Origin of the sequence: Arthrobacter sp. YD2 (assembly GCF_030410475.1) — a bacterium.
Taxonomy (GTDB): Bacteria; Actinomycetota; Actinomycetes; order Actinomycetales; family Micrococcaceae; genus Arthrobacter_B; species Arthrobacter_B zhangbolii.
Map to the genome: position 1 here is coordinate 422,765 of NZ_JAUHHB010000003.1, position 20,427 is coordinate 443,191.

Consider the following 20,427-nt stretch of genomic DNA (forward strand, 5'->3'; position numbering starts at 1 on the left):
TATGGCGGGGCACGGGCCCCGCCCAATTCGCAATCTGTCACAAACACCCCCTGCGCAACACGACGGAAACAACCCGGTGGCAGAATCGCCGCATGTTCCTCACCCCCGCAGACAAGGACAAGCTGCTGCTCAGCGTGGCAGGCATGGTTGCCCGCGACCGCCGCGCCCGCGGCATCCGGCTCAACTACCCCGAAGCCGTGGCCCTGCTCTCCTGCTGGGTCATGGAACGGGCACGGGAAGGCGGGCTGGTAGCCGACCTGATGAGTGAGGGCCGGCAGGTGCTGCGCCGCGACGACGTGATGGAGGGGGTGCCGGAAATGATCCCGGACCTGCAGATTGAAGCCACGTTCCCGGACGGCCGCAAGCTGGTCACCATCACGGACCCGATCTCATGAGCGGCCGCATGATTCCCGGCGAAATCCGTACCGCCGACGGCGCCCTGGAGATCAATGCCGGCCGGGAAACCCGCACGCTGGTTGTTACCAACGACGGCGACCGTCCGGTGCAGATCGGCTCCCACTTCCACTTCGCAGACGTTAACGCCGCGTTGACCTTCGACCGGGCAGCCGCCGTCGGCTTCCGCCTCGGTGTGCCTGCAGGAACTGCCGTGCGGTTCGAGCCCGGCGCCTCCCGTGAGGTCACCCTCGTCCGGCTGGCAGGCACCGGCACCGTTCCCGGCCTCCGGCTTCGGCCCGACACACTGCAGGAAGGCGCCTAGGCATGCACATCAGCAGGCACGAATACGCCCATCTCTACGGACCCACCGTCGGCGACTCCATCCGGCTGGGAGACACTGATCTGTGGATCAGCCCGGAAAAGGACTACACCTTCGGCGGTGACGAGTCCGTATTCGGCGGCGGCAAGAACATCCGCGAATCCATGGCCCAGTCCACCCGCACCTCGGCAGAGGGAGCCCCGGACCTGATCATTACCAACGTGGTGATTGTGGACCACTGGGGCATTGTCCGCGCCGATGTAGGTGTGCGGCAGGGCCGGATTGCCGGCATCGGGAAGTCCGGCAATCCGGACATCATGGACAACGTCCATCCGGCCCTGGTGATTGGTCCGGGCACCGAGGTGGTGTCCGGAGAGGGACGCATTCTCACCGCCGGCGGCATCGACACGCATGTACACCTGCTGGGCACCGACGCGCTGCGCGAGGCGCTGGCCTCCGGCATCACCACGGTGGGCGGTGGCGGAACCGGCCCGGCGGAAGGATCCAAGGCCACCACCGTGACCCCCGGAGCCTGGAACCTGCAGGTTATGCACCGGGCGCTGGATCACCTGCCCATGAACTTCCTGCTCTACGGCAAGGGCAACACCGTCAGCCAGGCGGCCCTCGGGGAACAGGCACTCGCGGGCGCCGCCGGGTACAAGGTGCACGAGGACTGGGGCTCGACGCCGGCCGCCATCGACGCCGCGCTGACCGCTGCGGACCGGTGGGGCGTCCAGGTGGCGCTGCACGCGGACTCGCTCAACGAAGCCGGTTACGTCCAGGACACCCTTGCCGCCATCAAGGGCCGGGGCATCCACGTCTTCCATGCCGAGGGTGCCGGCGGCGGCCATGCCCCGGACATTATTACGGTAGCGGCCGCCGCGAATGTGCTGCCTGCCTCCACCAACCCCACACTGCCCTTCACGGTCAATACCGTGGCCGAGCACCTGGACATGCTGATGGTCTGCCACCATCTGAACCCGAGGATCCCCGAGGACCTGGCCTTTGCCGAGTCCCGGATCCGGGCCAACACCATGATGGCCGAGGATGTGCTGCAGGATCTGGGCGCCATGTCCATCACTTCCTCGGATGCCCAGGCCATGGGCAGGATCGGGGAAACCATCACCCGCACCTGGCAGGTGGCCCACGTGATGAAGGACTACATGGGTGCGGCGGAATCCGCGCTGCCGGCAGATAACGAAAGGGTGCGCCGGTACATTGCCAAATACACCATCTGCCCCGCGGTGGCGCACGGCATTGACCACGAGGTGGGATCCATCGAGACCGGAAAAATGGCGGACCTGGTGCTCTGGGAACCGGCGTTCTTCGGGATCCGGCCGGCCCTGGTGATCAAGGGCGGCGCCATTGTGGCCGGGCAGATGGGTGATCCAAACGCCACGCTGCCCACGCCGCAGCCGGTCTGGATGCGCGAGGCACTGGCCGGGACGGCGTCGTCTGCACCGCACCTGTCCACCTCCTTTGTGGCACCGGCGGCCCTCGAGGACGGATTGGCCGACAGGCTGGGCCTGGTCCGTTCCCTGTCCCCCATCCGCTCCACCCGGAACGTCACCAAGGCGTCACTGCCCAACAACACGGCGCTGCCGGACATCCGGGTGAACCCGGAAACGTTTATGGTCAGCATCGACGGGCAGGTCATTGAACCGGCCCCCGTTTCCGACCTGCCCCTGACCCAGCGCTACTCGCTGTTCTGACATGACGAGCGTGCCCGACGACACCGGAATTGCCGCGTTTCTGCTGGCCGATTCCCGCCTGCCCTCCGGGGCCTACTCGCACTCGGCCGGCCTGGAACCGGCAGTGATTGCCGGGCTGGGCGTGGACGGGGTGTATCCCTACCTGCGCTCCCGGCTGCACACCGTTGTCCGCGTGGAAACCGCCGCGGCGGTGCTGGCGCACCGGACGGATTCGGGGTTTGACCGGATTGAGGCGGCCCTGGACGCGCGCACGCCCTCCGCCGCGCAGCGGGACGCCTCCCGCCGCCTGGGCCGGGGCATGCTGCGCCTGGCCGGCCGGCTGCGGCCCGGGCATCCCGCCGTCGTCGAACTGCTGCGGACCGTTCCCAAACCCACGCGCCCGGTAGCCCTGGGAGTCACTGCCGCAGCGCTGGGCGTGGGCGAACTACCGCTCGCCCGGCTGTGCTGCTACGACGACGCCCAGTCCGTGGTGGCCGCCGCCCTGAAACTTCTGCCGATTGATCCGATGGACGCGACCGCTTGGATTCTGGCCGCTGCGGAGGAGATTGAGGCCGTCGCACAGGAGTCCCTGCGGGTGCAGACCCCCGAGGAGATTCCCGCCCTCAGTGCCCCCTGGATGGAGCACTGGGCCGAAGACCACACCACCAGAACAAGGAGACTGTTCGTTGCCTGAAAACCTGACCCAAGAGACCATCCCCGCCGCAGCCGCGTCCACCCGGTCGCTGCGCCTGGGCGTTGCCGGGCCGGTGGGAACCGGCAAGAGTTCACTGATCGCCACCATCTGCCGTGCCATGTCGGAGGAACTGCAGATAGGCGTGATCACCAATGACATCTACACCGATGAGGACGCCCGCTTCCTGCGCTCGGCCGGCGTATTGCCGGAGGAACGGATCCGTGCGGTGGAAACCGGGGCGTGCCCGCACACCGCCATTCGCGATGACGTCACCGCCAACCTGTTGGCCGTGGAGGATCTGGAATCCGATTTCGCACCCCTGGACCTGGTGCTGGTGGAAAGCGGCGGCGACAATCTGACCGCCACCTTCTCCCCCGCGCTGGTGGATGCACAGATCTTTGTGCTTGATGTGGCCGGCGGCGGGGACGTGGCCCGCAAGGGCGGTCCCGGCATTGCCCGCGCCGATCTGCTGGTCATCAACAAGATTGACCTGGCACCGTACGTGGACGTGGACGTGGAGCAGATGCTCGCCGACGCCGTTGACGCCCGGGAAGGCGGCCCGGTGCTGGCGCTGTCCCGCAAGCAGCAGGACACCGTGGACCGGCTCAGCGCCTGGGTCCGGGAAATGGTGGCCAAGCACCGCGCGGGCAGCCACACCCCGCAGGATCCGGGCCCCATGGCGCCCCATTTCCACGCCGATGAAGACGGCGGCTACATCCATACCCATGACGACGCCGAAGGTGCCGACGCTGTCCGCCACCAGCACTGAGGCCCACAGGGCGGCAGGCGCCGCGGCTCCCCAGGCCGCCGACCGGCCCGCCGCCCCGCCCCGGCCCACCCGGATTGCCGTCGAGGCATCCGGCGACGGGGCGCGCTTCGCATTGCTGGACCAGGGCCTCTATTTGGCGCCCCGGCCGGTAGCCGGCGGTTCGGCACCGGGGCAGCGGCACCTGCGCGTGGCCCTGATCGGCATCCACATGATGCTGCTGGGCGGCGATGATGTGCGGATCGAGATTGCAGTGGGTGCCGGTGTCACGTTGGAGGTGATCGAGCCTGCCGGGATGGTGGCGTACGACGCCGAGGGCCGGCAGTCCCGCTGGTGCCTGGACGCGGTGCTCGGCGAGGGCGCCGTGCTGATCTGGGAGGGTGCCGCCTTTGTGGGAGCGGAAGGGTCCAACGTGCTGCGTGAAACCCGGGTGCGGATGGGCCCGGGGGCGCGGTTCCTGCTCCGGGAGACCCTGGTGCTGGGCCGTTCCGGGGAGGCTGCCGGTCCGCTGCGCAGCATCACCCGGCTGTCCGGCCCGGAGACCGACTACCTCTACGAGGATCTGGACCTGCACGGAATGCGGCACCGCGCCGTCGGCATCCTGGGCGGCTCCAAGGTGATGGGCAGTGTGACGGCGGCCGGCTGGCGGCCGGAACCGCTGAGCGAAGAGTGCGCCGGAACATCGGCGCCGGGCGCCCGGAGGTTCGAGCTGGCGCAGCCCGGTGCGGTGACACGCGCCCTGACCGGGACTGCGCACGCGGCAGACCGCCTGCTCGAACCGGTGTACGCGCAGTGGAAGGCCGGGCTGCTGGCCGGGACGGACCGGAACCCTTAGTGGGAGGCGGTCAAAGCCATGAAAGAATCTGCACATGTTGAGCAACCGGTACCCGATCCGACAGGTGAGGGAACATCCGCTGGAGCCACTTGAGCGGACAACGTGGCCTGCCACCCTGCCTCCGGTGGCCCAGCTGCTGGATTCGGGGCTCGACCTTGCCCCGGCCACCGTGTTTGTGGGTGAGAACGGCAGCGGAAAATCCACCCTCGTGGAAGCCGTTGCCCTTGCCTTCGGGCTCTCCCCCGAGGGCGGATCCACCGGAGCCCGGCACACTACCCGGTCCACGGAATCGGTGCTGAGTGAACACCTGCAGCTGGTCCGCAACCCCGGCGGCACCAAACGGGGATACTTCCTGCGAGCGGAAACCATGCACGGCTTCTTCACCTATCTGGAGCAGAACCCGTCAACCTCGCGGATGGACACCGAGTTCCATTCCCTCTCCCACGGGGAATCCTTCCTGTCCCTGGCCGTGGACCGGTTTCGCGGTCCCGGCCTGTGGGTGCTGGACGAGCCGGAATCCGCGCTCTCCTTCTCCGGCTGCCTGGCACTGCTGGGATTGCTGAAGGACCTGGTGGCCGACGGCCGGTCCCAGGTGCTGCTTTCGACCCACTCCCCGCTGCTCGCGGCGCTCCCCGGGGCGCGCATCCTGGAACTGGGGCCGTGGGGTTTCCGCGAAAAGCAGTGGGAGGACCTGGACCTGGTCAGCAGTTGGCAAGGCTTCTTTGACGCTCCCGAGCGGTACCTGCGCAGGCTCTGAAGCACGCCCGCGGCCCCGCCTGAGGAAGGCGGCTGCCTGCTCAGCCGGTTTCGGCAGCCGTTCCCGCAGTGCCGTTCCGTTCACCTGCGACCTTCCAGAAGGCATACGCGCCAATCCACGCCGCCGCAAACAACCCCACCACGGCAAACCCGAAGTATTCCAGGTCCAGGTTCCCCAGCCAGGCCACCGGCCCCGAGGTCAAAGCCAGGGTTTCCGTCAGCAGACCACCCAGCACGACCAGGCCGACACCAAACGCGGCCAGCACCGACACTGCCGTGATCACCAGGTTGTAAAACACCTTGCGCTGCGGGGAGTCGAACGCCCACCGGTACACCCGGCTCATGAGAATCCCGTCCAGGGAATCGAAGAGCACCATGCCCGCGGTGAACAGCAGCGGCAGCACCATCACCGCCTGCCACGGCAGCAGGACAACGGCGCCGCCGGCCACCACAAACAGGCCAATGGTGGTGGCGGTATCCAGCCCGAGGCCAAACAGGAATCCCAGCGGGTAGAGCTTCCAAGCCTTATCCACGCGCCGGGACACCGGTGCCAGCAGGCGGGCCATCAGCCCCCGCTGGTCCAGCGCACGTTCAAGCTCATCCTCGCTGTAGCCGCCGGACCGCAGCTTCCGGTAGGCGCGGACGATTCCGCGCAGGGCCAGCAGGTTAATGGCACCGATCAACAGCAGGAACGAGCCGGACACCGCCGGCCCCCACACGCCGGCCACCTGCTTCAGCACCGATCCGTCGTCGGATAGCTGACCGGCCAGGGCGTTCACGCCGGCGGCCAACAGCGCTACCGCCACCAGCACCACCGTGGAATGCCCCAGGGCAAACCAGAAACCGGTGGTGACCGGGGCTTTTCCGCCGGCGGCAAGTTTGCGGCTGGTGTTGTCGATGGCGGCAATATGGTCCGCGTCGAAGGCGTGGCGTACACCCAGCAGGTACGCGGTCAGCGCGAGGCCGACGCCGAAGCCGGCCCCGCCGGCAGCGGTGTAGTCATGCGGCAACACCAGCAGGGCAAATCCGCCCCATCCCAGCAGGTGCAGGGCCAGGATGCCCAGCCCCATACCCCAGAGGGCTCTGCCGCCCCGGTTGTGGACGCCGGAAACGGCGGAAGGAGCTGCGGGACGTGCGGCTGCGGGCGAGGAACCGATCATGCGGGCCAACCATTCAGACGGGAACAGATTCTGCGCCCGAGCCTAGGGCGGGCAGGTTTCCGCAACGTTACGGTGAACCCGTGTTACGCCTTCCCCGGGTGTGCCCGTGACGCCGTCGCCGGATTCGAGGACGGCGCCGGGCAGCCGGCCGGGTTTTACGGACAGCGGATCCATGCCGATTGGTCGGTTTCCAACCGGCCCTGAATCCCGGGTTCGCTGGCCAGGATCAGTGTCCCGTCCGGCAGCTGGACGGGTTCGGACCCGAGGTTCAGTACACAGATCAGCTCCCCGCGCCGAAACGCCAAAACCTCGGGCCCCGCATCCAGCCAATGGATCTCGGATCCCGGATCGGTGGCCAGGAACCCGCGCCGCACCGCACCGGCCTGCCGGTAGAGCGCCAGGAAGGACCCGGCGTCGCCCTCCTGCGCCGAGGCGGCATATTTCCCCCAGTACTCAGGCTGCGGCAGCCACGGTTTTCCTGTGCTGAACCCGTAGCCCGGCGCGTCACCGTCCCAGGGCAGGGGAACGCGGCAGCCGTCCCTGCCTTTTTCCAGGCCGCCGGTCCGCTCGAAGATCGGGTCCTGCAGGGCAGCAGCCGGCAGATCGGTCACTTCGGGCAGGCCCAGTTCCTCGCCCTGATACAGGTATGCAGCGCCGGGCAGCGCATAGGTCAGCAGGAGGGACGCCCGTGCCCGGCGTTCCCCGACGGCGTCGTCCGGAACCGGATCCGCGCCGTCGTCCGCCAGCCAGCGGAGCAGGTCCGTCCCGGCGGGCAGCCCGTACCGGGTGCGGTGCCGGACCACGTCATGGTTGGAGAGCACCCAGGAGGTGGCGGCGCCCACGGAGGCAACCCCGGCGAGCGCGGCGTCGATGACCCGGCGGAGTTCGCCTGCCTCCCACGGGCTGCGCAGATAGAAGAAGTTGAAGGCCTGGTCCAGCTCATCCTGCCGCACGTACAGCGGCAGGCGGTCCAGGCTGACCCCCGCTTCGGCCACTGCCAGCCGCGGCGGGTCATACTCGTCCAGGACCCTGCGCCACTGCCGGTAGACCTCGTGCACGTCCTCCCGGTCCCAGAAGGGGTGGTTGTCCCCTTCCGGGGGCGAGAGCAGCGGCGCAATGTCGGCTCCGTAGGTGTTGCGCAGCGGCAGTTCGAGATCCTTCATCAGGCCGTGGGCCACGTCAATGCGGAACCCGTCCACGCCCAGATCGGACCAGAAACGCAGCGTACGTTCAAAGTCGGCCCGCACCTCGGGGTGCCGCCAGTTAAAGTCCGGCTGCTCCTTGGAGAAGATGTGCATGTACCACTGGCCGTCCGGCACGCGTTCCCAGGCCGGGCCGCCGAACTTGGACTGCCAGTCCGACGGCGGGAGCTCACCGTTTTCACCCAGCCCGTCACGGAAGATGAACTTCTCCCGTTCCGGTGACCCCGGCCCGGCAGCCAGCGCAGCCTGGAAGTCCGGATGCCGGTCCGAGCAGTGGTTGGGCACAATGTCCACGATCATCCGGATGCTGCGTGCGTGGGCGGCCTCGAGCAGTTCCCGGAACTGCGTGAGCGTCCCGTACATGGGGTCAACGTCCCGGTAGTTGCTGACGTCGTAGCCGCCGTCGGCCTGCGGCGACGGGAAGAACGGGGTCAGCCACAGGGCGTCCACCCCCAGCGAGGCGAGGTAGTCCAGGCGGGCGGTGATGCCCGGAAGGTCCCCAATGCCGTCGCCATTGCTGTCCGCAAAGCTGCGCACGTACACCTCGTAAATCACGGCGTCCCGCCACCACTGAGTCCTGCTGTTGTCCATGTACTGCTCCTATCCTGTACTGCGCTTACCCCTGTACTGCGCCTTATCCCTTTACCGCGCCGGCCGTCATGCCTGAGACCACAGATTTGCGGAACACCAGCACCAGGATGGCGATGGGCAGGATGGCTATCACGGAGGCGGCGAAAATGGTGCCGTACGGTATGTCGAATTCCGAACCGAAGAGGGCAATGCCCACCGGGACCGTACGGAAGCTGTCTTCCGAGTTGAACGTCATGGCCATGAGGAATTCGGTAAAGCTGGCCGTGAAGGTGAAGATGCCGGCCGTGAACAGGCCCGGACGGGCGGCCGGCAGGATGATCGAGAGCACCGTCCGGGTGCTGGAGGCCCCGTCCATCCGCGCGGATTCCTCCAGCTCGAAGGGCAGGTCCTTGAGGTAGTTGCGCATGATCCACACCGCAAACGGCAGGTTGAAGGCGATGTAGGGCAGGATCAGGCCGTGGTAGCTGTTCAGCATGCCCAGGCTGCGCTCCAGCAGATACAGCGGGGTCAGTACCGCGATGGTCGGGAACACCGAGATCACCAGCAGCCCCACCAGCAGGGGCGCCTTGCCGCGCACCGGCATCCGGGCCAGGGCGTAGCCGGAGAACAGCGCCAGGGCCAGGACGACGGCGGTGGTGACACTGGCGATCAGGACACTGTTGAGCATGTAGGTGGAGAAGGAGTACTGCCCGAAGGCTTCGCGGTAATGGTCCAGGGTGGGGTTCTGCGGCAGGATGCTCGGCGGCAGGGCCCCCAGTTCCCCGGTGGGCTTGAAGGAGCTGGCGAAGAGCCAGTAGATGGGCAGGGCCGTGAGCAGGGCGATCACCACGGCGCTGATGTTGATGGTGTTGACGTACTTGCGCCATCCTTTGCGGGTGCGGTTCCTCATGGCTTTTCCTCACTGACCTGGGAGCGGAAGGCTTTGAGCGAGAGCAGGCAGGCAAACAGCACCAGTGCTCCGGTGGTGACGGCAATGGCGGCGCCGGCACCGAGGTTCAGGCTTTGGAACATCACCTTCCACCCCAGCAGGGCCAGGGATTCCGTGGAGGTTCCCGGCCCGCCGCCGGTGAGCACAAACGGCAGGTCAAAAACGCCGAAGGCCTGCAGGACACGGAACAGGACGGCGATGGCGAGCGTGCCGGTGAGCTGCGGAAGGGTTACCCGCCAGAACGTCTGCCAGGCGTTGGCCCCGTCCAGTTCGGCTGCCTCGTAGAGGTCATTGGGAATGACCACGAGCCCGGCCAGCACAATGATGGCGACAAACGGTGTGGTCTTCCAGATGTCTGCCACCATCATGGCGGTGATGGCCGACGCCGGTTCGCCCAGGATCACCGGGTCGGCACCGAAGAGGCCCAGGAACCAGGAGATGGCACCGTAGGAGGCGTTGTACATGTAGGACCAGAGCTGGGCGGAGATCACGGTAATCATGGCCCACGGGATCAGCAGCAGCGCCATCATCCAGCCGCGCCAGTTGGCCAGCCGTTCCAGCACCAGGGCCACGAGGGTGCCCAGCACCAGTTCGATGACCACGGTGACCACGGTGTAGAACACCGTAAAGAGTGCGGCGTGCGCCCACCGCGGGCTGGAGAACAGGGCAATGTAGTTATCCGCGGAGAAGCCGGTCAGCTCAAACCCGGAATAGCCCAGCTCCACCTTGGAGAAGCTCATCACCACCGAGAAGGCGATGGGAAACAGGGTGATCAGCCCTACGACCACCAGGGTGGGGGTCAGGTAGATCCAGCCGGTGCGGGCAGCAGAGCTGCTCAGCCCGCGGCGCCGCCGCTTGGGTGCCGGTGGCTGCGGGGTGGAGGGTTTCAGGGGCGTGGTAACGGCCATCAGAGGCTCCTGCCTTCCAGGGCGGACCGGATTCCGTTGCGCGCGGCTTCGAGGCCGGCGCCGGTATCCGTGGTTCCGGCAAGGATGCCGTTGACCTGTCCGTAGATGGACTGGGAAATCTGCGGGTAATAGGGCGACGCCGTGGGACGCGCCACCAGGTCATTGCCGGCGCTGGCCACAATCACCGGGGACAGTGCCTGCACGTCAGCGGCCTCCCGGACAGCGTCCAGTGTAGGGATAGTGGATGAACGCTTGGCCAGGTCCGTCTGGGTTTCGGCGCTGGTGAGCCATTTCAGGAAGGTCAGCGAGGCACCGAGCTGTTCGGTATGCGGATTTACGTACACGTTCCAGCCGCCCACGGACGCGGCGTTGGTATCCCCGTCACCGAACGCGGGCATGGAGGTGACGCCCACCTTCCCGGCGATGCCTGAGGTTTCCTCATTCTCCGCGGTGGCGTAGGCGTAGGCCCAGTTGCGCATAAAGGCGGCGTCACCGTTGGTGAAGGTCTGCAGCGACTGCGGTTCCTGGTAGGTGGGCACACCGCGGGGGCTCGTCCCGTCCGCCACAAGGCCGCGCATAAACTCCACGGCTTCGGTGGCTTCGGGGGAATCAATCAGCCCTTCGGAGAGGTCCTCGTTGACCAGGGACCCGCCGGCCGAGGCCACGAACTCGTTGGTCACGGCGGTCAGTCCCTCGTAGGAGGCGCCCTGCCAGGTGATGCCTTCGGCAACCTCGCCTGCGTCCTGCAGCGTCCGGGCCTGCTCGGCCACCTCCTGCCAGGTGCCGGGCACCGGCAGCCCGTGTTTCTCCAGCAGGTCCTTGCGGTAATACAGGAAGGACTGGTCCAGGGTCAGCGGAATTCCAAACACCTGGTCTTCGAAGGTGGCTCCCTCCACTACCGCGGGATCGAAGCCGTCGAAGTAGTCCTCGGAGAGGTACCGGTCCACCGGCAGCGCCAGCCCGTTATCCGCCAGCTGGGCCGCCCACGCGACATCGCCGTTGTAGATGTCCGGAGTGGAGGCACCTCCCATGATCTGGGTAGCCAGGCTGGCCCGGTTGGTATCCACGTTGGTGGGCGCGCTAATGACCTCAATGTCGATGTTCGGGTGCTCTGCTTCGAACTCCTCCACCAGCCAGACCCGAGCATCATCGGCGCGGTTTCCAAAGGGAGCCGCCTGCCAGGTGAGGGTCACGGGAGAGGTAGGTTCCTCGGCGCTCTGCCCGGCAGCCGGGTCTTCCTCACCGGGTGAACCGCAGGCAGCGGTGGCCAGCAGCAGGCCGGCAGTACCCAGCACTGCGGTGGTCCGCAGTTGGTGTGCAAGTGGATGCTTCACTCGTTTCCCCATTCGTTGCGCAAGTGTTTGCGTTGAACAACCCCGGGTCAACACGCGGATTATGCCCTATCCACGCCGATCGGAGCTTGCCCGTCAACGTAGCATGCCCGCAACCGAGGAATAAAGGGAGGAAATAACGCAAACGCTTGCGAGTTCGCTAGGCTTACCGGTGTGACAGTTCCCCGCCGCCCCGCCACCATGGCCGACGTTGCCGCCCGCGCTCAGGTTGCCCTCTCCACCGTTTCCCGGGCACTCAACGGCCGCCCCGGGGTGTCCCCGGCCCAGGCCGAACGGATCCGCGCCGTGGCGCGCGAACTGCACTATGCCGTCTCCCCCGCCGCCTCCGGCCTGGTGACGGGGCGCTCCGGCGCCGTCGGCGTGCTGCTGCCGCACATTGACCAGTGGTTCCATTCCACGGCCCTGGCCGGGCTGGAAGATGCCCTGCGCGGGAGCGGCCTGGACGTGCTGCTGTACCGCGCCGAGAGTGCCGCCGAAAGGGCGGCGTTTTTCCAGAGCCTGCCGTTCCGCCGCCGGGTGGACGCCCTGGTGGTGATTGCCGTGTCGCTGACGGCGGAGGAAAGCTCCGCACTTTCCGGCCACGGGGTCCCGGTGGTGGCCGTCAGCAGCCGGATCCCCGGGGCCCCGTTTGTCGGGATTGACGACGGCGCCGGCGCTGCGGGCGCCGTCCGGCACCTGACCAATCTGGGGCACCGGCGCATCGCGGTGATCCGTTCCACCAACGCCACCGGATCCTTTGGCTCGGCGTCCACCAGCAGGTTTGCCGGATTCCGGCAGGCCATGGAGGAACGGAAGCTGCCCGTGCCGCCGGAGTACGTGGTCTCGGCACCGTGGGGCATGGAAGGCGGCAGCGAGGCCATGGCCGCCCTGCTCAGTTCCGCCGACATCCCCACCGCGGTTTTCACCGAGTCGGACGAGGTGGCCATCGGCGCCCTGCGCACGCTGCGCCGCTCCAACCTCGTCGCGGGCAGGGACATCTCGGTGATGGGCTTTGACAATCACAGCATGGCGGACCTGATGGATCTCTCCACCGTTGCCCAACCGGTGCGCGAGCAGGGCCGGATTGGCGGGCAGATGGCCCTGGAGGCCATGGAAACCGGTTCGGTGGAACAACCGGTGACGGTGCTGCCCACCCGCCTGATTGTCCGCGGAACAACTGCTGCCCCCGGCGCGGAATAATCAGCATGCTTGCTGGTTGTAGCAAGCATGAGCACACATGAGAGCACACCGCAGATCAGGACCATCGGACTTATCGGCAGCGGCAACATTGGATCGCAGCTGGCGCGACTGGCGATCAAGCAGGGCTACGACGTCGTCCTCAGCAATTCGCGGGGACCCGAAACGCTGCAGCCGCTCATCATGGAGCTCGGTGACCATGCCCGGGCGGCCACCCCTGCCGAGGCCGCGACCGCCGGAGATGTGGTGGTGGTGACCATTCCGCTGAAGAACTATGCGGATGTTCCGGTGGAGGAACTGCGCGGCAAAACCGTTATTGACACCATGAACTACTACCCGCAGCGGGACGGCAGCATTCCCGAACTGGATGATGAGTCCACTACCACCAGCGAACTGCTGCAGGCGCACCTGCCGGACTCGCACGTGGTGAAGGCGTTCAACAACATCATGTCCGACCACCTCACCAGTCAGGGGTCGCCGGCGGGCACGCCCAACCGCCGGGCCCTGCCCATTGCCGGTGACGATGCCGCGGCCAAGGAGCTGGTGGGCTCGCTGATCAATGAGTTCGGCTTCGACGTGGTGGATGCCGGACCGCTCGCCGAGGGCTGGCGGTGGCAGCGGGATACTCCCGCCTACGTCAGCGCACTGGATGCCAAGGGTATGGAGCAGGCACTTGCCGAAGCCCGCCGCTACGCGGACATGGCCTGACCGGCACTGAAGCCTTGGCAAAGAAGCCTCCCGCCTATTGGCGGGAGGCTTCTTTGCCGTGCGGTGTGCGCGGGACAGCGCTACGGGATCAGCACCAGCCGGATGGGGTTGCCTTCCTTGGCGTCCAGGGCCTTTACTGCCGCCTCCGCGTCGGCCAGCGGGATGCGGGCGCTGACGGATTTGGCGAAGTCCAGCCGGCCCAGCCGGGTCAGGGACACCAGCTGCGGCACGTGGTGGGCTTCGGAACCGTAGTGCCCGCGGATCTGCTTGCGGGCGTAGGAGAACCCGGTGCTGTCATTGATGGTCATCGGCTTTCCGCTCAGACCCACCAGCACCAGCCGGCCGCGCAGGCCCAGGCAGTTAATCGCCTGGCTGCGCACGGCGTCGACACCGGCAAAGTCCAGGGCAACGTCCAGGCCCCGGCCGCCGGTGGCTGCCTTCATGGCGGCGGAGAAATCCTCCGCCATCGGGTCCAGTGCAATATCGGCACCGAACTCCAGCGCCCGCTCACGGGCCTCGGGAATCGGGTCCACCGCAATGATGGGAGCGGCGCCGATCAGGCGCAGCAGCTGGACGCCGTGGGCACCCAGTCCGCCGATGCCCCAGACACCCACGGCTTCACCGGCACGGACATCCGCAGTGGAAGCAATGGCACCCCACGGGGTGGAGACGGCGTCGGGAATGATCGAGGCCTGGTCAAAGGGAATGTCCTCACCCAGCGGAACCAGCACACCGGCGGGAACAACAAGGTACTCCGCCCAGCCGCCGTCGTAGTCCACCCCCATGGTGAGCGTGACCCCGTTGTGCTCGTAGCCGGCCTGGACCACCACGCGGTCACCGGGTGCCACGGAGGTGACGCCCGCGCCGGGAAGATCCACGGTTCCGGCTACTTCGTGGCCGAGGGTGACTTCGCTGCCTTTGAGGAACTGCGGGCGCAGCAGCCCCTGGATCAGGTGGACATCGGAGAGGCAGACGCCGGCAGCTCCGACCCGGACCCGGACAAAACCCGGTCCGGGTTCGGGAATCGGGACTTCCTTCATGGCGAAAGTGCCTGTTTCAACATTGAGACGTCCGGCGATCATGGTGCCGGAAGAAGTGTCGGTAGTGCCGTTAGACATCGAAAACCTCTTTTGAGCGGAAACTGCGGGGGCAAATGCGGCCGCGGCTCCCATTATCTGCCCGCGTCAGGAATGCGCAAAAAAGCAGGCGGGCAGCACCGGGTGCTGCCCGCCTGCCCCTGTCCGCAGGGTTATGCCTGCAGGGTTACGCCTGCAGGATGACCTTCAGGGCGTCTGTTTCTGCTGCCCGGGAGAAAGTGTCGTAGGCCTGCATAATGTCATGCAGCGGATACCGGTGACTGATGAATTCCTCGGCCGGGAGCTTCCCCTCGGCCACCAGCTTCAGCAGCATGGGCAGGGTATTGGTATTCACCAGGCCCATGCTGATATCGATGTTCTCGATCCACAGCCGGTCCAGTTCCAGGCTCACCGGTTTGCCGTGCACTCCCACGTTGGCCACATTTCCGCCGGGCCGGACAATCCTGGTGCACATGTCGAAGGTCGTGGGGATGCCTACCGCTTCCACCGCTACGTCCACGCCCCAGCCGTCCGTCTGGGCCATAATCTGATCGCGCCAGTCCGCGTCGCCGGAATTCACCCCGTGGGTAGCCCCGAACTTGCGGGCCTGCTCCACCCGGTTCGCGTCCAGGTCCACGGCAATGACCTTCGCAGCCCCGTACAGCTTTGCCGTGGCAATGACTGCCAGCCCCACGGGTCCGGCGCCGATCACCGCTACTACGTCACCGGGCTTGGTCCGCCCGTACTGGACACCCATCTCAAAGCCGGTGGGAAAAATATCGCTGAGCAGCACCCCGTGTTCCTGGGATACGTTGTCCGGCAGGTGGTAGAGCGAGGTATCCGCGTACGGGGCCCGCACGTATTCGGCCTGGGTGCCGTCAATCAGGTGGCCGAAAATCCAGCCAATGCCAACACTGCCTTCCTCGCCGAGACAGTGCGAGTACAGGCCGTCGCGGCAGAACGAGCAGGATCCGTCTGCGGAGACGCAGGAGAGAATGACCTTGTCCCCCACCTTGAAGTTCGTGACGCCGCTGCCGGTTTCGGTGACGGTGCCGACTCCCTCATGGCCGAGGATCCGCCCCGGTGTTACGGCCGGTACGTCGCCCTTGAGGATGTGCAGATCGGTGCCGCAGATGGTGGTGGAATCAATCTTGACGATCGCGTCGCGTGTGTCCCGGATCTGCGGATCCGGAACATCCTTCCAGGACTTCTGTCCGGGACCTTCGTAAACGAGTGCTTTCATAATGTCCTCGCCTGGTCATCCGACCACAAGCAGGGCCATTGATGTGCCTGCTTTTCGGGAGCTTCCCGGAACATGCCTGCCGTGGTTGCAGGCAGCCGTCGGATGCTTTCCAGCCTAGGTCCTGGCCCGGGACGTGAGAAGAAGGCGGGGGCTATCGTCCGTCCACATACAGCCATTTGCCGTGCTCGCGGACAAAGCTGCTCAGCTCCTGCTGCGTGCCGCGAATACCGTCCTGCCGGTAGTGGGCCCGGAATTCCACCGTCCCGGTCGAATCCAGCGGACCTCCACCGGTTGTCGCCAGGATGTCCAGCCTGCGCCATTCGAGGTCCGGGTCCAGTTCCAGGTCCGCGGGGCGGTGGTCCGGATGCCAGGTGGCCAGCAGGTAGGTCACGTTCCCGGTAGCGAATGCACTGTAGCGTGAGCGCATCAGGGCCTCGGCGGTGGGGGCGGATGCCCGCCCGGCATGGAAGCGGCCGCAGCACTCGCCATAGGTTTCGCCGCTGAGGCAGGGACAGCGTGAGGACACGGGAAGGGCCGGTGTGGGGGTGGCAGAACTCATCTCACCAGTATCCCGCGTTCTGCAGCGGCTACGGGCCGAAACTCTCCTGCAGGCGTTCCAGGTTGTGCCCGATATTGCCGGGAAGAGCCCCGCCTTCGGGCAGTGCCCCCATCCGGCCGAGGACCAGGACAACCGCGGCTGTCAGCACGGTCACCACCAGCAGGGCGAGCAGCGCACGTTTGCCTGAGGCGGGCCTGGGATCAGCGACCACCTGTACCCGCGGAGAGGTAGCGGCGCGTGGGGCCGAACCGGTGGCAGCCCCCACCCGCGGAGGGACCTTGGGCGCGGAGGTCAGGGGCAGGGCAGCCGATTCCATCGAGGTGCCGGGCAGCTCCGGCTGCGCAGACAGCGGACCCGAGGGAAGCGGGGCCGAGGGATGAATCGGTGCTGCAGCCGGCGGTTCCACACCGGGGGCGGTCACCGGCCCGTTCCACATTTCCGCCGAGATGGGCGGGGGGCCCGACGTCCCGGCTGCACGGACCGCTCCCCTATCACGGCGCGATTCGAGCAGTGCCGCCGAGACCTCCGCCGCCGTCGGACGCCCGTCCGGATCACGGCTGGTCATGGCGGCGAGCAGGTCGCGCCAGTGGCGGTCGAGAAAGGAGGGCAGGTCCGGGTCCCGGCTGAGCCTGGCGACCGCGGATTCGATGGCGCTGCCGCCGAATTCCACTTTTCCGGTGAGGCATTCGAGCAGGACCAGCCCCAGGGAGTACACGTCGCTGGGCGCGCCGGCGCCCATCCCGGACGCCTGCTCCGGGCTGAGGTAGTTCGCGGTGCCAAGCGTGGCACCTGCAGCGGTGATCCGGGCTCCGTCGAGGATCCGGGCAATGCCGAAATCGGTCAGCTTAGCCCGCGGCGCCGTGCCCTCAATGGCCGGGGGCAGCAGGATGTTCGCCGGTTTTACGTCCCGGTGCACCACCCCGCGTTGATGGATATATGCCAGCGCACCCGCCAGCTCGGCCCCGATGAAGCCGACGTCGGCCTGCCGGACCCCGCCGTCGCGCAGCCGCTTCCGCAGATCCGTTCCGTCCACCAGCTCCATCACGAGGTAGGTCCGCGGCTCGCCGGCTTCAGCGTCAGCCCGCACTCCGTCGTCCTTGCCCGCGTCGAAGAGAGTCACCAGCCCCGGATGCGAGAGTGAGGCCAGGAGCCGCATTTCGTTTTCCTGCCGCCCGACGTCGTCCGGAGCAACAGCGCTGGCCCGGAACAGCTTGACCGCGATGCTTCGCCCGAGTGCGTCGTCCCGGCCCCGGTAGACGGTGGCCATCCCACCATGCCCGATGGGTTCGATGAGACGGTATCGGCCTGCAATGAGCCTGTCCAGGCCACCCGTTGCGCTGATTTCCATGCTGCAACCTTCTCTCGCCCTCTCCAGCGTAGCGGAGCAGATTCGTGGCGTAGATGGCCCGTAACGACTTTTTTTTCGCTTGGATTTACCCCTCGTGGATGCCCCGAAACTGCGCTAAACTGGCCCGCCGCAAAACCCGGCACGGCGCGGTTCCTGCCGTTGTGAGCCCGCCGTCGGGAAACGTGGGGCAACACGCACAGAGCCCGCCGCCAAGGTACGGCGGCGGGCCCTGCATCCGGTGACTTCAGCTGTTAGGCCGGGCTGCCGGTTTGCGTCAGGACCGCCTTGGGCAGGCGGTGGATGGTGACCGCGCCCACGGCGGTGAAGGGATGCAGCGGATCCGGCTCTGCCGACCCCGTCGGGCCGCCTAGCTGGGAATCCGCCACAGCGCTCATGACCGCGTAGGCATCCCCCCGGTCCCACCCATGGTCAGACACAAGGAAGCTGAACATGTCCTCATACCCCCGGGTAATGCTCTCCTGTACCGGATCCCCCAATCCCACGAAGATCCATTCATCCTCAGTCTCGACCCGGGGGGCACGCAGGGTCATGTCTTTGACCAGGTCCACGCTGACGACGGCGATGCCTTCCGCCTCGATGGCCACGAAGGAGGACTCCCCCTCGGCCATGATGGCGTGGATATCACCGATGGAGAGGTAGGCACCCTCTACCATCACCGGCAGATAGACGGTTGAGCCGGGCCGGCACTGGACCAGGTCCATGTTTCCGCCCTGCGGAGTGGACGGCATGATGGTTGAGTTACTGCCCTCCGCCGGGGCGGTGCCGATGCAGCCGATCATGGGACGCGGGGCAAAGGTGTGACGCTCGGTGACGTGCACGCCGTCGTCGTCAATCGGGATGCGCCGGGTGAACATCTCCTCGCCCATCACATGCTGCAGGGCACCGGACCCTGGAAGGCTGACGGACCAGCCGCGGTCCTTGAGCCGGATCTCGTGGATGGTGACCGCCAGGGCATCGCCCGGCATGGCACCCTCAACGTAGACGGGCCCGGTGACCGGGTTGATCCCGACAGTGAGCTTGTCCATGTCGCGGAACTCGTGGAGCTGGGCGTACACCTCGTCGCTGGTTTCAAAGCCGATTGTTTCGCCTGTCCCGGGCGCGATTTTCAGCGCAGGGCTTTCAGTGGCGGCAAAACCGAACCTGCCGTGGGTTTTGTCCAGAAAGTGATCCATGTGTTTATGCCTTTCCCTGGCCCGGTGCGGCTACTGATACGGCGTCCCCGTCGCCGGAGAGATCCGTCTTCCGCCCCGTGGCACGGTAGTAAATGAACACGCCCGCGCCGATGAGCAGCCAGACCAGTCCGCCCACCTTCGCTTCCGTGTTCGCGTTGAACAAAACGTAACCGATGATGAGGAACCCGATTACGGGCACGGCCAGGTGCAGCAGGAAGTTCCGGGACTTCTTCCGGACGATGAACAGTACGATCACCGACAGGTGCAGGAGCATAAAGCCGAACAGTGCGCCGAAGTTCACCAGCGAGGAAATCAGGTCGATCTGGCCCACGAAGAACAGGACCAGGACGGCGGAGATTCCCGAGACAAGCAGGATGGCGTTTTTGGGCACCTGGCGGGAATTGATGCGGCTCAGCATTGCCGGCAGCTGCCGGTCCCGGCTCATTGAATAGAGCAGGCGCGAGGTGGCTGCCTGAGCGGCCATGGCATTTGCGATGCCGACGGCCACCACGTTCACTGCGAGGAAGGCGGTAGCCCAGCCACTGCTGGAGGCGGCCTCGACAATGGTGAAGAACGCGTTGCCTACCTCGTCATCCCCGAAGGACTCACGTCCGCCGGCCAGTGCGCTGGCCAGCCAGGTCTGCAGGATAAAGCAGGACGCCACGATAATCAGCGCGGTGATCATGGCCTTGCCGGCGCTGTTCCGGCCGCCGGTGGATTCTTCGGCCATGGTGGAGATGCCGTCGAAGCCCAGGAAGCTGAGCACTGCGATGGACAGGGCCGAGGCAATGAGCGGTCCGGAGACTGTTTCCGGATCCCACAGCGGAGCCCAGGTGAGTTCTGCTCCGGGAACCGTGCCGCCGTTGAGGGCCGTAACTGCAATGACCACGAAGATGACGATGAACAGCAGTTCGATGGCCAGGAAAACCCGGTTCATCAGCTTGATGGAACTGATGCCGGCGAGGTTGACCACGGTATTGATGACAACGAACACGACGGCCCAGATCCAGCGGGGCGTCTCCGGGAAAATGCCCACCATGGACTCAGCCGCGAAAACGTAGAGCAGGGTCGGCACCAGGAGGTAGTCCAGCAGAATGGCCCATCCGGCGAAGAACCCCACGTTCGGATGGATTCCGCGGCCCACGTAGGAGAACACCGACCCGGCCAACGGAATGTGCTTGGCCATCTGCGCATACGCGAGAGCCGTGAAGATCATGGCAATGAGCCCGATGAGGTACACAAGCGGCACCATGCCGCCGGAAGCGTTGTACACCGTGCCGAAAATGGCCCACGGCGCGATGGGCAGCATAAAAATCAGGCCGTAAATAAGGAGATCGGCCGTGGAAACTGACCGGCGGAGTTCCTGCTTGTAACCCAGGGATTCCAGCTCCTGCTGGGAATCGCGCTCCGGGGAGCGGGGGGAACGGTTCATGGCATTGTGCTTTCGGGCTCGGAGGAGCCGACATGGAAACCCGGCGATGGAGATGCCGCCGGGGCCGGCGAAAATCATCATTACCGAGGAAAGG

20 protein-coding genes are annotated in these 20,427 nt (G+C 66.4%); 9 read left to right on the forward strand and 11 right to left on the reverse strand.

The features are described 5' to 3' along the window. Positions 1-92 precede the first annotated feature (92 nt). The 7 genes from QWJ37_RS12950 to QWJ37_RS12980 are packed head-to-tail and all read left to right on the forward strand — an operon-like array spanning position 93 to position 5,458. On the forward strand, positions 93-395 hold the full coding sequence (locus tag QWJ37_RS12950; protein WP_227904126.1) for an urease subunit gamma: 303 nt from the start codon (positions 93-95) through the stop codon (positions 393-395). An 8-nt stretch (positions 396-403) separates the two neighbouring features. Next, complete coding sequence (locus tag QWJ37_RS12955) at positions 404-718, forward strand: urease subunit beta (RefSeq protein WP_227929655.1); 315 nt, start codon at positions 404-406, stop codon at positions 716-718. Positions 719-720: 2 nt separating this feature from the next. Continuing rightward, a complete protein-coding gene (locus tag QWJ37_RS12960) occupies positions 721-2,427 on the forward strand; it encodes an urease subunit alpha (protein WP_227904123.1) in 1,707 nt (568 codons plus the stop codon). A gap of 1 nt (position 2,428) precedes the next feature. Beyond that, positions 2,429-3,100, forward strand: coding sequence for an urease accessory UreF family protein (locus QWJ37_RS12965; RefSeq protein ID WP_290245486.1), 672 nt, complete (start codon positions 2,429-2,431; stop codon positions 3,098-3,100). Then, positions 3,093-3,869 (forward strand): urease accessory protein UreG, encoded by a 777-nt coding sequence (gene ureG, locus QWJ37_RS12970; protein WP_227904118.1) that lies wholly within the window; start codon positions 3,093-3,095, stop codon positions 3,867-3,869. The genes QWJ37_RS12965 and ureG overlap by 8 nt, the downstream gene beginning before the upstream one ends. Beyond that, on the forward strand, positions 3,826-4,701 hold the full coding sequence (locus QWJ37_RS12975) for an urease accessory protein UreD (protein WP_290245487.1): 876 nt from the start codon (positions 3,826-3,828) through the stop codon (positions 4,699-4,701). The genes ureG and QWJ37_RS12975 overlap by 44 nt, the downstream gene beginning before the upstream one ends. A 34-nt stretch (positions 4,702-4,735) precedes the next feature. Beyond that, positions 4,736-5,458: an ATP-binding cassette domain-containing protein gene (locus QWJ37_RS12980; RefSeq protein WP_290245488.1), complete on the forward strand. Its 723-nt coding sequence runs from the start codon at positions 4,736-4,738 to the stop codon at positions 5,456-5,458. 40 nt (positions 5,459-5,498) lie between these two features. Here QWJ37_RS12980 and QWJ37_RS12985 read toward each other — a convergent pair whose 3' ends face one another. The 5 genes from QWJ37_RS12985 to QWJ37_RS13005 form a co-directional block, all read right to left on the reverse strand. Next, positions 5,499-6,617 carry a HoxN/HupN/NixA family nickel/cobalt transporter gene (locus tag QWJ37_RS12985; protein ID WP_290245489.1) on the reverse strand — a complete coding sequence of 373 codons (1,119 nt, stop codon included), beginning with the start codon at positions 6,615-6,617 and terminating at the stop codon, positions 5,499-5,501. A gap of 155 nt (positions 6,618-6,772) precedes the next feature. After that, positions 6,773-8,410, reverse strand: coding sequence for a glycoside hydrolase family 13 protein (locus tag QWJ37_RS12990; RefSeq protein WP_290245490.1), 1,638 nt, complete (start codon positions 8,408-8,410; stop codon positions 6,773-6,775). Between the two features lie 43 nt (positions 8,411-8,453). Further along, a complete protein-coding gene (locus QWJ37_RS12995) occupies positions 8,454-9,299 on the reverse strand; it encodes a carbohydrate ABC transporter permease (protein WP_227904109.1) in 846 nt (281 codons plus the stop codon). After that, a complete protein-coding gene (locus QWJ37_RS13000; RefSeq protein ID WP_227904107.1) occupies positions 9,296-10,246 on the reverse strand; it encodes a sugar ABC transporter permease in 951 nt (316 codons plus the stop codon). Before QWJ37_RS13000 ends, QWJ37_RS12995 begins: the two co-directional genes overlap by 4 nt. Beyond that, positions 10,246-11,580: an ABC transporter substrate-binding protein gene (locus tag QWJ37_RS13005; RefSeq protein WP_290245491.1), complete on the reverse strand. Its 1,335-nt coding sequence runs from the start codon at positions 11,578-11,580 to the stop codon at positions 10,246-10,248. Before QWJ37_RS13005 ends, QWJ37_RS13000 begins: the two co-directional genes overlap by 1 nt. Before the next feature lie 171 nt (positions 11,581-11,751). Here QWJ37_RS13005 and QWJ37_RS13010 point away from each other — a divergent pair, with 171 nt between their 5' ends. After that, the gene (locus QWJ37_RS13010; protein ID WP_290245492.1) at positions 11,752-12,777 is read left to right on the forward strand and encodes a LacI family DNA-binding transcriptional regulator; all 1,026 of its coding nucleotides are present in this window, start codon (positions 11,752-11,754) and stop codon (positions 12,775-12,777) included. Positions 12,778-12,831: 54 nt separating this feature from the next. Then, positions 12,832-13,482 carry an NADPH-dependent F420 reductase gene (locus QWJ37_RS13015; protein ID WP_227929654.1) on the forward strand — a complete coding sequence of 217 codons (651 nt, stop codon included), beginning with the start codon at positions 12,832-12,834 and terminating at the stop codon, positions 13,480-13,482. Positions 13,483-13,562: 80 nt separating this feature from the next. Here the strand turns inward: QWJ37_RS13015 and QWJ37_RS13020 are convergent, their stop codons facing one another. From QWJ37_RS13020 to QWJ37_RS13045, 6 genes are all read right to left on the reverse strand, one after another. Continuing rightward, positions 13,563-14,600 carry a zinc-binding dehydrogenase gene (locus QWJ37_RS13020; RefSeq protein WP_227904101.1) on the reverse strand — a complete coding sequence of 346 codons (1,038 nt, stop codon included), beginning with the start codon at positions 14,598-14,600 and terminating at the stop codon, positions 13,563-13,565. Positions 14,601-14,745: 145 nt separating this feature from the next. Beyond that, positions 14,746-15,801, reverse strand: coding sequence for a zinc-dependent alcohol dehydrogenase family protein (locus tag QWJ37_RS13025; protein WP_290245493.1), 1,056 nt, complete (start codon positions 15,799-15,801; stop codon positions 14,746-14,748). Positions 15,802-15,952: 151 nt separating this feature from the next. Next, a complete protein-coding gene (locus tag QWJ37_RS13030; protein WP_290245494.1) occupies positions 15,953-16,360 on the reverse strand; it encodes a YchJ family protein in 408 nt (135 codons plus the stop codon). A 28-nt stretch (positions 16,361-16,388) separates the two neighbouring features. Next, the gene (locus tag QWJ37_RS13035) at positions 16,389-17,708 is read right to left on the reverse strand and encodes a serine/threonine protein kinase (protein WP_290245495.1); all 1,320 of its coding nucleotides are present in this window, start codon (positions 17,706-17,708) and stop codon (positions 16,389-16,391) included. Between the two features lie 251 nt (positions 17,709-17,959). Then, positions 17,960-18,901, reverse strand: a complete 942-nt coding sequence (locus QWJ37_RS13040) for an acetamidase/formamidase family protein (RefSeq protein WP_227904093.1) — start codon at positions 18,899-18,901, stop codon at positions 17,960-17,962. Positions 18,902-18,905: 4 nt separating this feature from the next. Continuing rightward, the gene (locus QWJ37_RS13045; protein WP_290245496.1) at positions 18,906-20,333 is read right to left on the reverse strand and encodes an APC family permease; all 1,428 of its coding nucleotides are present in this window, start codon (positions 20,331-20,333) and stop codon (positions 18,906-18,908) included. Between the last annotated feature and the right edge of the window lie 94 nt (positions 20,334-20,427).